A 14,416-nucleotide genomic window follows, 5' to 3' on the forward strand; every position below is an offset into this window, starting at 1 on the left:
ACATGGGATACTGAATTCCTGCTCAGTGCCAAGTTTGGCCCCGCTGTTGATTTTTGTTCATCCCACCCAAAAGGCCCTTGCCATGTTCCATTCCCCCCGTTTGCTGCGCGTCATGACCCTGGGCTTTGTCGGTTTGGGTGCGGCGCTGGTGCTGAGCGCCTGCGGCAGCCAACTCAGCTTGGCGAACTACAACCGGCTGCAGGTGGGCCAGAGCTTTGAGGAGGTCAAGCAGATCGTGGGCGAGCCGGCGAGCTGCGATGAAGCCCTCGGCGTGCGCAGCTGCCTCTGGGGGGACGCTGAGCGAAACATCCGCATCAACTTTGCTCTGGGCAAGGTGCTCCTGCTGTCGGCGCAGAACCTCAAGTAAAGCATGGGGTGCAGGCGGGCGCTGGCACCGGTCAGCCCCGTCAGAGCGGGCGTGGCTGGCGGCACAATAGCGGCATGCCGAGTCTGTACGAATCCATGAATGCTGCCCTGCGTGCCCACTGGCAGCAGCACAACAACCAATACCCCACCTTCATCCTGGCGCCCGAGCAACACGGTCCCTTGATGGACGAGATTGCCCTGGTACGCGAGGTCTTTGGCCCCGGGGCGGCCCAGTTTCCGCGCGACAAGTTCCACGGTGCACCGATCGAACTGCGGCCAGGGGCGGCCCCCACCCTCCGGGCGGTGGATGGCGTGGAGACCTTGTTGGTGCTCTGACCGGGCCATGTGCCATGGCTCGCCGGGGAGCCGCGGCGTCCGATGCGGACTGGGATGCCGCACCCCGTCCTGGCCTCAAGCCAGGCTGAGGGCACGCGGCCGACCGGCGTGACCCAGTCCCCGCGAACTGGGCAGCGCAGGGGCCTCGTCCGCTGGCAAGGCCTCGGCCGGCGCTGAGTTCAGGTCGCCTTCCAGCCGGAAGCTGGACACCAGACCCAGCAGTTGCTGGGCTTGTTGGCGCAAAGCGACCGCGGCGGCAGCACTTTCCTCCACCAAGGCCGCGTTCTGTTGCGTGCCTTGGTCCAGGCGTTGCAAGGCTTGGCCGACGGCGGCGATGTCCTGCGTTTGCACGCTGGCGGACTGTGCGATGGTTTGCACCAACTGGCTGACGTTGTTCACCTGGGTGACGATGCCCTCCATGTCGCGGCCCGCGGCTTGCACCAAGTTCATGCCGGACTCGGTCTTGCCCACGCTGTCTTGGATCAGCTCCTTGATCTCCTTGGCCGCCTGGGCGCTGTGTTTGGCCAGATTGCGCACCTCACCGGCCACCACGGCGAAGCCGCGACCATGTTCGCCCGCGCGGGCTGCTTCGACGGCAGCATTCAGCGCCAGGATGTTGGTTTGGAAGGCAATGCCATCGATCACGCCAATGATGTCGCCAATGCGTTTGGCCGCCTGGGTGATGGCATTCATGGTGCCGACCACTTCACTGACCGTGTGCTGGCCGGTGCGCGCGGCTTCGGTCGCAGAGAGTGACAGGGCGTTGGCTTGCTGGGCCGTGGCCGCGTTGTGCTGCACGGCGCGCAGCAGCTCGTCCATGGCGTGCGAGGTCTGTTGCAGGTCGCGTGCCTGGCTCTCGGTGCGCTCGCTGAGGTCGCTGTTGCCCGAGGCGATCTCCCGGGTGCCCACGGCGATGCTGTCGCTGCTGGCGCGCACCTGGGTCACGATGCCCGAAAGCTGTTGGCTCATCGCCCCCAGCGCTTGCAGCAGGTGACCGGTCTCGTCGCGTTGTTCGCTGTGGACCTGCACGCGCAAGTCGCCCTGGGCCACCGAGGTCGACACCTGCAGGGCCTGCCCCATGGCGTGGTTCATGGTGCGCGAAACCAGCACCATCAGGCCCCCGGCCAGCAAGGCAAAAAAGGCAATGGCTGAGACCACCAACACCAAGCGCTGTTCAGCGGCTTGGATGCGGTCGTTCAGGGACTTGGACAGCGTGTTCAAGGCCAGGGTGGTGAACTGGTCCTGGACTTCGATCATGGCGTTCAGCGTGGTGACGAATTCTGCCGGCGGGTGTTGGATGCGTTCTGACTGTGTGATTTCATGGCGTGTCAGCGCCAGGGTGGCTTGGGCTTTCCGCACCAAGGCCTCCACAGGGGCTTGCAGCGCGCTGGCGATGTGGGGGTCCGCTGCCACGGCTTTTTGCAGGGAGCGCTGGATGGTGTGCAGATGCAGATCGGCCATGGCCACGTAGTTGCTCAGGCGTTCGCGGCTGTCGGGCGGCGCATAGCCTTTCTGCAAAATTTCCTGGCCCAGGCCGCGGATGGGGCCCCAGGTTTCTGACAGGCGGGGCATGGCTTGCAGCACCGAGATGATCAGGTAGTAGGTGCCAGGTTCGGGGTCCAACACCAGGTCAGAGGCATCACCGATGGCCTCCAGTTGCGCCAGAGCGACGCGGATCACGGCGGTGTGGTCATCGGCGGCCACCTGGGGGGTCGGGGCCTGGGTATTGACCTTTGGCGGCAGCAGATTCCAGCTTTGCTCGAGTTGTTGGGTGAGCTCCACCAAACCCGCGTCGGGCAGTGGGACCACCGACTTCTTCATGTCCTGGATGCCTTGGGACACGGCCTGTTGCAGCTCCTTCAGTCTGGTCTCGCCGTCGCGCTCGCCGGACAAGACCTTGACGCTTTGGGTCCTGGTTTGTCGCAGGGTGCGAATGGTCTGCAGTGTCTGGCGGGCTGGATCGACGCCACTGGCTTCCTTCTGGGCTACTTGCAGGGCGGATAGATCTGCCTTCAAGGCGAGGTAGCCCGGGACCAGCATCATGGCCAGTCCCATCAGACCGATCAAAAGAAACTTGCTTCGCAGGGGGAGGTTGGCAATCCAGTGGCGCATAGGGAGCCGAATCCTTGTGGTGGGTTGGGTGGGCCGCTGTGCCGTGCGGCCCGCCAAGTCAGCGGGGAGGCACGTCACCCTTCCCACGCAAGGGGTATGCCAGACAGCGGCTGGGCGTCTGGATGGCTGTGAAAACCAGGCTGGCCGAGGTCGGTTTGGCCTGGCACCTGGCGCCCGCAATGGGTTATCTGATCGATTTACGCAATAGTCAAGCGCATTGAATGCGATTTATTTGGATGAAATATGAAATTAAAGTGCAGGTCAGCGCTGTAAGGCGCGACCATTCCACCCACCTCACGGAGATCTTCCTCATGATCCGCGCCACCCTGCTCGCCGCCACCCTGGCCATTGCCTTCAGCTCCGCCCAAGCCGCTCAGCCGCTGACCGTCAAGGTCTACAACGCCGATGGCAACAGCTTCAACGTCAACTCCACGCTGGTCTATGGTGAGAAGGACGCCATGGTCATTGATGCGGGCTTCACCCGCGCCGATGCCCTGCGCATCGCCGCCAATGTGCTCGACAGCGGCAAGCAACTGCGCACCATCTACGTCAGCCAGGCGGACCCCGACTACTACTTCGGTGTTGAGACGCTGAAAGAGATTTTTCCCCAAGCCGATGTCGTCACCACGCCCGCCGTGCTGGAAAAGCTGAGCTCGAAGTTGGCTGGCAAGGTCGCCTTCTGGGGCCCCAAGATGGGCGCCAATGCCCCTCGCCACCCGGTGGTGCCGCGCGCTTTGGAAGGCACGACCTTGACGCTCGAAGGCGCACAAATTGAGGTGCGGGGCACCCAAGGCCTGTTGGCTCACCGCCCCTATGTGTGGATCCCCTCGATCCGCGCCCTGGTTGGCAACATCGGCGTGTTCGGCAACATGCACGTCTGGACCGCTGACACCCCAAGCCCCGCGTTGCGTGCGGCTTGGGTGGCTCAATTGGACGAGATGACCGGTCTGCAGCCCGCCTTGGTCGTGCCCGGCCACATGAAAGCGGGGACGGCGGTGGACGCGAGTGCCATCACCTTCACCAAAGACTACCTGTTGAGCTTTGAAAAGAACCTGGCAGCCCACAAGACCAGTGCCGACCTGATCGGTGCCATGAAGAAGAGTTACCCGCAACTGAGCGATGGCGCGCTGTCGCTGGACATCGGCGCCAAGGTCAACACCGGTGAAATGAAATGGTAAGCAGGTGCTGAGGCCATGAGTACCCCCGTCACCGTCACTTATTTGTTCGACCCACTGTGTGGCTGGTGCTACGGCGCCTCGCCTGGGATCCAGGCGCTGAGCCAGCACCCGGATGTTCGCCTGGTCTTGGCTCCTTCAGGCCTGTTTGCTGGTGGTGGTCGGGTGCTGGATGCGGCGTTTGCCGGCTACGCCTGGTCCAACGACCAACGCATTGGGCAACTCACGGGCCAGCGCTTCAGCGAGGCTTACCGCCACCAAGTGCTGGGCCGCGAAGGGCATCCGTTCGACTCGACCGCACTGGGCTTGGCGCTGAGCGCCGTGGCTTTGACGGCGCCTGAGCGTGAGGTGGACACCTTGCGGGCCTTGCAGGAGGCCCGTTACGTGCAAGGTTTGGACACCTCAGACGCCACCGTGGTCGAGGCCCTGTTGCGAGCGTGGGGGCTGGTGTCCGCGGCCGAGCTGTTGGCCTCGGGAGCCCCTCAGTTGCTGGAAGCCCATGGCTCGCGTGTACAGGGGGCTCGGCGGTGGATGACCCGCCTGGGCGTGTCGGGGGTTCCGGCCCTGGTGCTTCATGGGGAGGGCGAACCGCGCTTGGTGAGTGGCCAGGCGCTTTATGGTGGGCTGGAGCCTTTGCTGCGTCGGCTGTTGCCGACCTGAGAAGGGGTGTCCCTCCAGCGTGAGGCGCTGATCTGTCAGGACTGGAGTCCAAAATGAATCTGCTCAGACTGGTTCTCAACGAGCTGAAAGCGGGGCGTTGGAGCGCCGCTCACCAACGGGTGCAGGATGAAGATTCGCCGCTGGCGGCCTGGCTGCACGGCCTCCTGCACGTGCAAGAAGGTGACTTGGAGGACGCCGAGTACTGGTATGGCCTGGCCGTGCGGCACTTTCGCAGCCGAGGGAGCCTGGCGCAAGAACTTCAGGCTTTCGAGGCCGCCCTTCAGTGGCGCGAGGCGACGTCCCAAGAGCCGCTAAGCTTGGTTTGAGCGCCGAGGGGTTCAGGGATGACCGGCCGCATCCTTCACCGCCTTGCGAGCCGCGTCCAGCGCCTCCACGGCGTCTCCTTTTTTGGCCTGCAGCGTGCCGGCCGCCTGATTCTTCAAGCCCTTGGCTTGCAAAGCCTTGTCATGCAGGATTTTGCCGGTCGATTCTTGGGTTTTGCCGATGGCGTTTTGGGTGGCGCCGGCGACTTGGTCTTTGTTGATCATGGATTGCACTCCAACGGGTGAGGCCCCGTCTGAACCTTGTCCTCGGCTTGAGGACTGGGTTGAGATTGAGGGTTGTGCGTCCGGGCGTCGGTGTGGCGGGGCACGCAGGCGTGAGCTTTCGCCTCAAGGCATGGGCGATCACGCAGCGCGGCAGGGGGACCGCCCGCAGCGGCGCCAAGTGGCAGGGGCAGCGTGCCTTGCTGCATGGAGTTCGTTACCGTACCCTGGGCCAGGTCGGCGGGCGCTGCGTCCTAGGATTCAAGGCTTGAGCATTTCCTCTTTCTCCAAGGCTGCGACGTGCAAGACGACACCATTCCGTCCCAACTGTTTCCTGAAAGCACGGGTTCCCGTGCCACCCCTCCGTCCCGATCTCAACGCCGAACCCGGGCCTGGTCGCGATGGGTTCTTTGGTGCTTGTTTGCCCTCGGGGCGGTGGCGCTGGCGAAATGGTTGTCCCGCATCATGGCTTGATGCAGCGCTGCAGGCCCGAATGGCGTGATCGGCCTGATGGCCCACGCCCTGGTAACCCACGGGCTTTTGACCCACCAAGAAAAAGCCCCTGACTCTTGCGAATCAGGGGCTTTCATTTGGTGCCGGAGAGATGAATCGAACACCCGACCTTCTCATTACGAATGAGCTGCTCTACCGACTGAGCTACACCGGCTGGAACCCAGGATTATACACCGGTGTGGTAACTCGTCACGCGATCGACTTCATTTTTTGAGCCCAGCACCACGCTGACACGCTCGTGCAGCTGGCCTGGAACGATGTCCAGGATGCGTTGGCGGCCGTTGGTGGCGGCGCCGCCGGCTTGCTCGACCAGCCAGCTCATCGGGTTGGCTTCGTACATCAGGCGCAGCTTGCCGGGTTTGTTCGGCTCGCGCTTGTCCCAGGGGTACATGAACACGCCGCCACGGGTCAGGATGCGGTGCACGTCGGCCACCATGCTGGCAATCCAGCGCATGTTGAAGTCCTTGCCGCGCGGGCCTTCCTTGCCTTGCAGGCACTCGTCGATGTAGCGCTTCACCGGCTCGTCCCAGTGGCGCATGTTGCTCATGTTGATGGCAAATTCTTTGGTGTCAGCCGGGATGGTGACGTTCTCTTGCGTCAGCACAAACGAGCCTTGTTCGCGGTCCAGCGTGAACATGCTCACGCCGTCGCCCACGGTCAGCACCAGGGTGGTTTGCGGACCGTACACGCAGTAGCCTGCAGCCACTTGTTGGGCGCCGGCCTGCAAGAAGTCCTGTTCGGTCACGCCGGGCGAGCCTTCAGGCTTCTTCAGCACGCTGAAGATGGTGCCGATGCTGACGTTGACGTCGATGTTGCTCGAGCCGTCGAGCGGGTCAAACAGCAGCAGGTATTCGCCTTGCGGGTAACGGTTGGGCACCAAGTAGATGCTGTCCATTTCTTCCGAGGCCATGGCGGCCAGGTGACCGCCCCATTCGTTGGCTTCGATCAGCACCTCGTTGGCGATGATGTCGAGCTTTTTTTGCACTTCGCCCTGCACGTTTTCACTGTCGGCCGAGCCGAGCACGCCGCCGAGCGCGCCCTTGTTGACGGCTTGGCTGATGCTTTTGCAGGCGCGTGCCACGACTTCGAGCAGCAGGCGCAGTTGCGAGGGAATGTGACCTTCTTCGCGTTGCTGTTCAACGAGGTAGCGGGTCAGGCTGATTTTTTGGGCCATGGTTTTCTTCTCCTTAATCGGCGAGGGCGCGTGTCACGACTTCGCGCACGTCGTTGCTGAGGTCGGCTTTGGCGGCCACGCGGGCAATGGCTTCGCGGGCGGCGCTGCGGTAGGGCTCGGCCAGCTTCTTCCAGCGGTCCAGGGCACGCGCCAGGCGGGCGGCCACTTGCGGGTTGATGGCATCCAGCTCGATCACGCGGTCGGCCCAGAACACATAACCTGCGGCGTCGCTGCGGTGGAAGGCGCCAGGGTTGGCGCTGCAGAAGCTGAAGATCACGCTGCGTGCCCGGTTGGGGTTGCGCAGGTTGAAGTCTGGGTGGTTCATCAGCTGGCGCACCGCCGGCAGCACATGGCCGCCATGGTCGGGTGCGCCGGCTTGCAGCGAAAACCACTTGTCAATCACCAGGGCTTCGTTCTTGAACAGGGCATGGAAGCGGCTCAGGGCCGGGGCGGCCAGTTCGTGGCCGCTGATGACCAAAGCACTCAAGGCGTTGAAGCGGTCGGTCATGTTGGCCGCGTCCTTGAAGCGCTGGAAGGCCTTGCCAGGCCAGACCGTGTCACCGCTGCGGCGTGCCGCCACACAGAGCTGGGTCAGGGCCAGGCCAGCCAGGGCGCGGCGACCGGAGGACACCGGGTCGGGCTGGTAGCCGCCGGTGTCGCGGTTGTCTTCCCAGGCCTGCTGCCATTGCGTCTGCAAGGCGGTGGCCAGTTGCCCGCGCATGGCTTCACGCACGGCATGGATGCGCTGCGGGTCGACCACGTCCAGCTGCTCGGCCAGGTAGGTTTCCGAGGGCAGGGTCAGCACCAGTTCCTTGAAGGCGGCGTCCAGGGCCGGGTCGGCCAGCACCTGGCGCATGGCGTCCAGGTAGGCCTCGTCGAGCACCGGGCTGTTGGCCAGGTCGCTGTCACTGGTGATGGCTTTGAGCGCGCGTGCCAGGGCCAGGCGTTGGCCGGCTTCCCAGCGGTTGAAGGGGTCGTTGTCGTGCGCCAGCAGGGTCAGCAGCTCGGTGTCGGTGTAGGCATAGTCCAGCACCACCGGGGCCGAGAAGTCGCGCAGGATGGACGGCACGGGGGCGCTGTCCACGTTGACGAAGGTCAGGGTCTCGCTGGCTTCGGTCAGCACAAAGGTGCGGGTGCCGGACTCGGCCTGGTTCCAGTGCGCCAGCTGCAGCGGCAGGGCCTGGCCCTGGGCGTCCAGCAGCCCCAGGTTGACCGGGATCACGAACGGGTCCTTGATGGCCTGGCCTGGGGTCGGCGCACAGCTTTGCGTCAGGCTCAGGGTGTAGCTGCGGGCGGCCGCGTCGTACTGGCCGCTGGCGTGCAGGCGTGGCGTGCCAGCCTGGCTGTACCAGCGCTTGAACTGGGGCAGCAGACGCGCCAGGTCGGACTGCGGGTTGGCGTCGGCAATGGCCTGGGCGAAGTCGTCGCAGGTCACGGCCTGGCCGTCGTGGCGCTCGAAGTACAGCTTCATGCCCTGGGCAAAACCGTCGCGTCCGACCAGGGTCTGCATCATGCGCACGACCTCGGCACCCTTTTCGTAGATGGTGACGGTGTAGAAGTTGTTGATCTCGATGTAGCTGTCAGGCCGCACTGGGTGGGCCATCGGGCCCGCGTCCTCGGGGAACTGCGCGGTGCGCAGCACGCGCACGTCTTCGATGCGCTTGACCGCCCGGGCTGAGGGGCTGCCGGCCAGATCTTGGCTGAACTCCTGGTCGCGGAAGACGGTCAGGCCTTCCTTGAGGCTGAGCTGGAACCAGTCCTGGCAGGTGACGCGGTTGCCGGTCCAGTTGTGGAAGTACTCGTGACCGACCACGCTCTCGATGTTGCTGAAGTCAGCATCGGTGGCGGTGGCCTGGTTGGCCAGCACGTACTTGGTGTTGAAGATGTTGAGGCCCTTGTTCTCCATCGCGCCCATGTTGAAGTCGCTGGTGGCGACGATCATGAAGCGTTCCAGGTCCAAGGGCAGGCCGAAGCGGGCTTCGTCCCAGGCCACGCTGGCCATCAGCGAGTTCATCGCGTGCTCGGTCTTGTCCAAGTCGCCGGGGCGCACAAAGACCTGCAGCAGGTGGTCCTTGCCGGCACGCGATCGGATGCGTTGCTCGCGGGCCACCAGTTGGCCGGCCACCAGCGCGAACAGGTAGCAAGGCTTTTTGTGCGGGTCCACCCACTTGGCAAAGTGGCGGCCATCGTCCAGCGCGCCTTCCTCGACCAAATTACCGTTGGACAGCAGCACCGGGTACTTGGCTTTGTCGGCGCGCAGGGTGACGGTGTAGCTGGCCATCACGTCCGGGCGGTCCAGGAAGTAGGTGATGCGGCGAAAGCCCTCCGCCTCACACTGGGTGAAGAAGGAGTCGTTGCTCACGTACAAGCCCATGAGCTTGGTGTTCTTGGCCGGGTTGCAGGTGGTGAAGATCTCCAGGTCGAAGGCGTCATGGCCTTCGGGCAGGTTCTCCAGCACCAACTGGTTGCCGTCCATCTTGAAGGACGTGCCTTGGCCGTTGACCAGCACGCGGGCCAGGTTGAGCTCCTCGCCGTCCAGGCGCAGGGCCTGGGGCGCGACGTCGCCATTGCGACGCAGGCGCATCTTGTTGAGCACGCGGGTCTTGGCGGGGTCGAGGTCGAACACCAGTTCAACCGTGTCGATCCAGTACGCGGGAGCGGTGTAGTCTGCACGGTGGATGGCCGTGGCTTGTCCTTCTCGCATCATTGGCTTTCTTTCCTGTGGGCCCGGGTCGGGCTTGGGGTGGATGGGGGGTCAGACGCCTTGCTTGAGCGAGGCTTCGATGAACGCGTCCAGGTCGCCGTCCAGCACCTTTTGGGTGTTGGAGATTTCGACGTTGGTGCGCAAGTCCTTGATGCGGCTCTGGTCCAGCACGTAGCTGCGGATCTGGTGGCCCCAGCCCACATCGGTCTTGGTGTCTTCGAGCTTTTGCTGCTCTTCCATGCGCTTGCGCATTTCAAAGTCGTACAGGCGCGAGCGCAGGCGCTTCCAGGCCACGTCGCGGTTGCTGTGTTGGCTGCGGCCGTCCTGGCACTGCACCACGATGCCGGTGGGCATGTGGGTCAGGCGCACGGCGGAGTCGGTCTTGTTGATGTGCTGACCGCCGGCGCCGCTGGCGCGGTAGGTGTCGGTGCGCACATCGGCCGGGTTGATGTCGATCTCGATCGAGTCATCGACTTCGGGGTAGACGAACACGCTGGCAAAGCTGGTGTGGCGACCGCCCGACGAGTCGAAAGGCGACTTGCGCACCAGGCGGTGGACGCCGGTTTCGGTGCGCAGCAGGCCGAAAGCGTACTCGCCTTCAACTTTGATGGTGGCGCTCTTGATGCCGGCCACATCGCCCGGGGTTTCGTCTTCCACCGTGGCTTTGAAGCCCTTGCGCTCGGCGTACTTCAGGTACTGGCGCAGCAGCATGCTGGCCCAGTCGCAGGCTTCGGTGCCACCGGCGCCGGCTTGCAGGTCCAGGAAGCAGGGGCTGGGGTCGGCCGGCTGGTTGAACATGCGGCGGAACTCGAGCTGCTCGATCGATTGCGTCAGCTGCGCGCACTCGGCCTCGATGGTTTCGAGGCCGGCTTCGTCGCCGTCTTCCTTGCTCATTTCATAGAGCTCGGTGTTGTCGGCCAGCTCAGTGGTGAGGCGCTCGATCACCAACACGATGTCGTCGAGGGCTTTTTTCTCTTTGCCCAGTTCCTGGGCTTTCTTGGGGTCGTTCCAGACGCTGGGGTCTTCCAGCGAGGCGTTGACGGTCCTCAGGCGTTCAGCTTTGGCATCGTAGTCAAAGATACCTCCGTAAATCGACCGTGCGGGCGCTCAGGTCCGCCAGGTTGGTGCCGATGAGGTTGACGCGTTCTGCTTCCATGATTTTTTCCTGTGAGTGTTCGGGGGCAGGCGACGGGCGCCGCAAGATGGCGGCGCCGGTGGCGTGCAAACCCTGCATTTTCTCACGGGTCTTGCTTGGGCAGGCGGGGGGCGTGTCGGGGGCGCCCATAAAAAAGACCGCCGAAGCGGTCTGTGGCAGGGCGCAGCGCCAGCCCAGGCGGGCTGGCAAGGGCTCTCAGGGGATCACCATCAGGGTGAACGGCGGCACATAGGCCTGCAGCGTCACGAAGATACCGACCAGGCAGGCCAAGGCGATCGAGTGGAAGAACACATAGCGCAGGATGTCGCCTTCGTGGTTGAACCAGCGGGTGGCGGTGGAGGCCACGACGATGGACTGTGCGTCGATCATCTTGCCCATCACGCCGCCCGAGCTGTTGGCGGCCCCCATCAGGTTGGGCGACAGGCCCAGTTGCTCGGCAGCCACCTTCTGCATGCCACCAAACAGCACGTTGGAGGCGGTGTCCGAGCCCGTCAGCGCCACGCCCAGCCAGCCCATCAAGGTGCCGAAGAAGGGGTAGAACATGCCGGTCGAGGCAAAAGCCAGGCCCAGGGTGGTGTCCAGGCCGGAATAGCGGGTCAGCGTGCCCAGGGCCAGCATCAGCACGATGGTCAGCAGCGAGTAGCGCACCAACCAGACAGTCTTGCCAAAGGACTTGACCAGGGCGGGCACGGTGTAGCCCATCACCAGACCACCGACGATGGCGGCCAACAAGATGCCGGTGCCCGTCATGGACAGCAGGTTGAGCACGAACTCAGCGCTTTCAGCCGTGGCCTTGGGGACCACTGGCGGCACTTTTTCGATCATCTTGTGCAGTCCGTCGATGGCGAACTTGGGGGCCCAGATGCTGTTCAAGAAGGTCTTGGTGACAGGCAGCCCCCAGACGAACACAAACACGGTCAAGATGACCCAAGGTGTCCAGGCCTTGACCACGACGGCGCGTGGGTGCACGGTGGGGACGGTGGGCTTTTGCGCTTCGCCGCCGCTGGCCTCATGGCCCTTCAGGGACACGGAGGTCCAGACCTCCGCAGGCTTCCACACCTTCAGGAAGCCGACCAGGGCCGCCATCGAGCACATGGCCGCGATCACGTCCACCAGCTCCGGGCCCATGTAGTTGGACACCAGGAACTGCGGAATGGCAAAGCTGAGGCCGGTCACCAAAATGGCGGGCCAGATCTGCTTCATGCCGCGCCAGCCAGCGAAGGCCCAGATCAGCCAGAAGGGCACCAGCAGCGAGAAGAAGGGCAGTTGGCGGCCGATCATGGCCGACACCTCGGCCAGGTCGTAGCCGTGCACCTTGGCCAGCGTGATCACCGGCGTGCCCAGCGCGCCATAAGCCACCGGGGCGGTGTTGGCGATCAGTGACAGGCCCGAGGCGGCCAGGGGCGAAAAACCCAGACCGATCAAGATGGCGGCTGTCACCGCCACCGGGGTGCCAAAGCCGGCTGCGCCTTCAAAAAAGGCACCGAAGGCAAAGGCGATCAGCAGCAATTGCAGACGGCGGTCTTCGGTGATGCCGGCAATCGAGTCCTGCAGCACCTTGAAGCTGCCGTTTTGCTCGGTCAGCTGGTGCAAGAAGATGATGGTGAGCACGATCCAGCCAATGGGCATCAAGCCTGTGAGGCCGCCCAGGAAGGCGGCTTTGCCGGCCATGTCGATCGGCATGCCGAAGGCCAACACGGCAATCGCGATGGCGCTGAGCAACCCCAGGCCAGCTGCGATGTGCGCTTTGAGGTGCAAAAAGCCAAGGCCGACCAGCATGACGACCACGGGTACGGCCGCCAGCAGGGTGGACAAAAGCATATTGCCTGTCGGGTTGTAAACCTGTTGCCAAATCATCTGTTATCTCCTGTGTTGTTGATGGGGCACAGGGACTTTAGCCAGCCGATTTGGCGCATGGCTGTCGTGAAGCTGTCGGTTCGGCCCTTCGAGCCTGAAAAAATTTCACAGCTCGATTGCGGAATTTGATGCGGGCTGACTTGAGGCTTGAAAGGCGAAGAAATCCTTTTGTTTCAAGGGTTTACACGGCTTGTGGCAGAGTTTGTGTTGTGTTCGCTGATGAGGTCTTGAAGAAGGCCACGGAGCGCACCAATTCCGCGGCTTGCTGCTGCAGGCTCTGCGCTGCCGCTGCGCTTTGTTCGACCAAGGCGGCGTTTTGCTGGGTTGTCTGGTCCAGCTGTTGAATGGCCAGTCCGATCTGGCTCACCCCCGTGCTTTGTTCGCGGCTGGCTGCGCTGATCTCGGCCATGAGGCGGGTCACCTCGGCGATGGAGGTCACCAGCCTGGTCATGGTCTGACCCGCCTGGCCGGCGACCTCCGCGCCTTGGTTGACCTCGCTGTGGCTGGTTTGGATCAGGGCTTTGATTTCACGCGCCGCCGCGGCGCTGCGTTGGGCCAGTACCCGCACCTCGCTGGCGACCACGGCAAAGCCGCGCCCCTGCTCGCCCGCCCGGGCGGCCTCCACGGCGGCGTTCAAGGCCAGGATGTTGGTCTGGAAGGCTATCCCATCGATCACCCCGGTGATGTCGGCGATGCGGTGAGCGCTGTGCTGCATTTGCTGCACGGACAGCACCACCGATTGCACAGCCTGGCCCGCTCTTTGGGCCGTGCTGGAGGCGTCGCCACTGACGTGTTCCGCCCGGCTGGCGTTGTCCGCGTTGTTCTGGACTGTGGCCGACATCTGCTCCATGGCGGCCGAGGTCTGCTCCAGTGCCGAGGCCTGCTGCTCGGTGCGCAGGCTCAGGTCGTGGTTGCCGACGGCGATCTCGGCGCTGGCGTGGGCCACGCCTTCGGCACCGGCCCGCACTTGGCTCACGACCTCGGACAGCCGGGTTTGCATGTCGGCCATGGCGCGCAGCAGATCGGCCAGTTCATCGCGGCCGTGGGCGTGCATGGGCAGGCTCAGGTCGCCATCGGCCACCGCCCGGCTCAGCCGCACCGCACGGCCCAAGGGGGCCGTGACCGAGCGGCTGAACCCCCAGGCGCCCAGCCCGCTGAGCACGCAAACCAAGCCCATCACGCCCAGACTGATGCCCGTGCTGGCGCGGGCCTGACGGGCCGCTTCGGCGCCTGAGGCTTCGCTGGCCTGGCGAATCAAGGCAGTGGCCTGGTCCAGCAACTGGGCCGGTTCACGGTCAATGCCGGTGACTGCTCTGTCGCCGGCTGAAGCGTCGAATTGCGCTGCCTCGTAGGCCGCGAGGCCCTGGCGGTAGGCCTGGCCCATGCGCTCATGCGATTGAGAGAATTTTTGCAGCAAGGCCCGGGCTTCGGGGTGATGAACCTGGCTTTGCAGGGACTGGGCACTTTGACGCACGGCGGCTTCTTGCTTTTCGAAGGCACTCCAGTAGCGCTGGCGCTGCTTGTCGTCACGGCCCCGCAGCAGCACGTTCTTCCATTCCTGGATCTGCACCTTGAAGTCACTGAGCAGTTGCACCGCGCCCAGGGCGTGCTCGTGGTCGCGCTGCACGACCTCTTGGTAGACGTTGATGGACTGGTTGAGCTGGAACAGCCCGAACAAGGCGGCGGCCAGCAAGGCGGCCAAGGCACTGGCGAAGGCCAGCGGCAGTTTGAGACTCAGGCGCATGCGCTTCTCCTCCACCAACTCAGTGGCCGCGGAATCGGCCGCCAGGGGATGCTGGTCGCCGTGCCGCTGCTCAA

At 64.0% G+C, this 14,416-nt stretch carries 13 protein-coding genes and 1 tRNA gene; 5 read left to right on the forward strand and 9 right to left on the reverse strand.

Annotated features, from left to right (window positions below):
- Positions 1–82: 82 nt before the first annotated feature.
- Together PSQ39_RS18980 and PSQ39_RS18985 are read left to right on the forward strand one after the other, a co-directional pair.
- Positions 83–367, forward strand: a complete 285-nt coding sequence (locus tag PSQ39_RS18980) for a hypothetical protein (RefSeq protein WP_273928754.1) — start codon at positions 83–85, stop codon at positions 365–367.
- A 95-nt stretch (positions 368–462) separates the two neighbouring features.
- Complete coding sequence (locus tag PSQ39_RS18985) at positions 463–702, forward strand: hypothetical protein (protein ID WP_273928756.1); 240 nt, start codon at positions 463–465, stop codon at positions 700–702.
- Between the two features lie 75 nt (positions 703–777).
- On the opposite strand, the gene PSQ39_RS18990 is transcribed toward PSQ39_RS18985, so the two are convergent.
- A complete protein-coding gene (locus PSQ39_RS18990; protein WP_273928758.1) occupies positions 778–2,769 on the reverse strand; it encodes a methyl-accepting chemotaxis protein in 1,992 nt (663 codons plus the stop codon).
- Positions 2,770–3,125: 356 nt separating this feature from the next.
- On the opposite strand from PSQ39_RS18990, the gene PSQ39_RS18995 reads away from it, so the two are divergent.
- From PSQ39_RS18995 to PSQ39_RS19005, 3 genes are read left to right on the forward strand one after another with little or no spacing between them, the layout of a single operon-like run.
- Complete coding sequence (locus tag PSQ39_RS18995) at positions 3,126–3,992, forward strand: MBL fold metallo-hydrolase (protein ID WP_273928846.1); 867 nt, start codon at positions 3,126–3,128, stop codon at positions 3,990–3,992.
- Between the two features lie 15 nt (positions 3,993–4,007).
- Entirely contained in the window at positions 4,008–4,649 is a 642-nt protein-coding gene (locus PSQ39_RS19000; protein WP_273928760.1) for a DsbA family protein, read from the forward strand.
- 53 nt (positions 4,650–4,702) lie between these two features.
- A complete protein-coding gene (locus PSQ39_RS19005; protein ID WP_273928762.1) occupies positions 4,703–4,975 on the forward strand; it encodes a hypothetical protein in 273 nt (90 codons plus the stop codon).
- Between the two features lie 12 nt (positions 4,976–4,987).
- On the opposite strand, the gene PSQ39_RS19010 is transcribed toward PSQ39_RS19005, so the two are convergent.
- The 8 genes from PSQ39_RS19010 to PSQ39_RS19045 all read right to left on the reverse strand — a co-directional run bounded on the left by PSQ39_RS19010 (position 4,988) and on the right by PSQ39_RS19045 (position 14,342).
- Positions 4,988–5,197 carry a CsbD family protein gene (locus PSQ39_RS19010; RefSeq protein ID WP_273928763.1) on the reverse strand — a complete coding sequence of 70 codons (210 nt, stop codon included), beginning with the start codon at positions 5,195–5,197 and terminating at the stop codon, positions 4,988–4,990.
- A 588-nt stretch (positions 5,198–5,785) separates the two neighbouring features.
- Positions 5,786–5,861, reverse strand: a tRNA-Thr gene (locus PSQ39_RS19015).
- Positions 5,862–5,873: 12 nt separating this feature from the next.
- The gene (locus PSQ39_RS19020) at positions 5,874–6,881 is read right to left on the reverse strand and encodes a class 1 fructose-bisphosphatase (protein ID WP_273928765.1); all 1,008 of its coding nucleotides are present in this window, start codon (positions 6,879–6,881) and stop codon (positions 5,874–5,876) included.
- 13 nt (positions 6,882–6,894) lie between these two features.
- On the reverse strand, positions 6,895–9,585 hold the full coding sequence (gene pepN / locus PSQ39_RS19025) for an aminopeptidase N (protein WP_273928848.1): 2,691 nt from the start codon (positions 9,583–9,585) through the stop codon (positions 6,895–6,897).
- Positions 9,586–9,636: 51 nt separating this feature from the next.
- A protein-coding gene (prfB, locus tag PSQ39_RS19030) for a peptide chain release factor 2 (protein ID WP_273928767.1) occupies positions 9,637–10,741 on the reverse strand; the annotation gives its coding sequence in 2 pieces (ribosomal slippage) (positions 9,637–10,659 and positions 10,661–10,741; 1,104 coding nt in all).
- Positions 10,658–10,870, reverse strand: coding sequence for a hypothetical protein (locus tag PSQ39_RS19035; protein WP_273928854.1), 213 nt, complete (start codon positions 10,868–10,870; stop codon positions 10,658–10,660). The genes prfB and PSQ39_RS19035 overlap by 84 nt, the downstream gene beginning before the upstream one ends.
- A 66-nt stretch (positions 10,871–10,936) precedes the next feature.
- Entirely contained in the window at positions 10,937–12,598 is a 1,662-nt protein-coding gene (locus PSQ39_RS19040) for an L-lactate permease (protein ID WP_273928769.1), read from the reverse strand.
- Positions 12,599–12,779: 181 nt separating this feature from the next.
- The gene (locus PSQ39_RS19045) at positions 12,780–14,342 is read right to left on the reverse strand and encodes a methyl-accepting chemotaxis protein (RefSeq protein WP_273928771.1); all 1,563 of its coding nucleotides are present in this window, start codon (positions 14,340–14,342) and stop codon (positions 12,780–12,782) included.
- Between the last annotated feature and the right edge of the window lie 74 nt (positions 14,343–14,416).

This window comes from Curvibacter microcysteis, assembly GCF_028649455.1.
In the GTDB taxonomy this organism is placed as follows: Bacteria; Pseudomonadota; Gammaproteobacteria; order Burkholderiales; family Burkholderiaceae_C; genus Curvibacter; species Curvibacter microcysteis.

What these genes read in the sequence shown, in the direction of transcription:
- PSQ39_RS18995 (WP_273928846.1), top strand. Translation starts at nt 3,126, where the DNA reads ATGATCCGCGCCACCCTGCTCGCCGCCACCCTGGCCATTGCCTTCAGC.
- PSQ39_RS19040 (WP_273928769.1), bottom strand. Translation starts at nt 12,598, where the DNA reads ATGATTTGGCAACAGGTTTACAACCCGACAGGCAATATGCTTTTGTCC.
- PSQ39_RS19000 (WP_273928760.1), top strand. Translation starts at nt 4,008, where the DNA reads ATGAGTACCCCCGTCACCGTCACTTATTTGTTCGACCCACTGTGTGGC.
- PSQ39_RS19020 (WP_273928765.1), bottom strand. Translation starts at nt 6,881, where the DNA reads ATGGCCCAAAAAATCAGCCTGACCCGCTACCTCGTTGAACAGCAACGC.
- PSQ39_RS18980 (WP_273928754.1), top strand. Translation starts at nt 83, where the DNA reads ATGTTCCATTCCCCCCGTTTGCTGCGCGTCATGACCCTGGGCTTTGTC.
- PSQ39_RS19005 (WP_273928762.1), top strand. Translation starts at nt 4,703, where the DNA reads ATGAATCTGCTCAGACTGGTTCTCAACGAGCTGAAAGCGGGGCGTTGG.
- PSQ39_RS19035 (WP_273928854.1), bottom strand. Translation starts at nt 10,870, where the DNA reads ATGGGCGCCCCCGACACGCCCCCCGCCTGCCCAAGCAAGACCCGTGAG.
- PSQ39_RS19045 (WP_273928771.1), bottom strand. Translation starts at nt 14,342, where the DNA reads ATGCGCCTGAGTCTCAAACTGCCGCTGGCCTTCGCCAGTGCCTTGGCC.
- PSQ39_RS18985 (WP_273928756.1), top strand. Translation starts at nt 463, where the DNA reads ATGAATGCTGCCCTGCGTGCCCACTGGCAGCAGCACAACAACCAATAC.
- pepN (WP_273928848.1), bottom strand. Translation starts at nt 9,585, where the DNA reads ATGCGAGAAGGACAAGCCACGGCCATCCACCGTGCAGACTACACCGCT.
- PSQ39_RS19010 (WP_273928763.1), bottom strand. Translation starts at nt 5,197, where the DNA reads ATGATCAACAAAGACCAAGTCGCCGGCGCCACCCAAAACGCCATCGGC.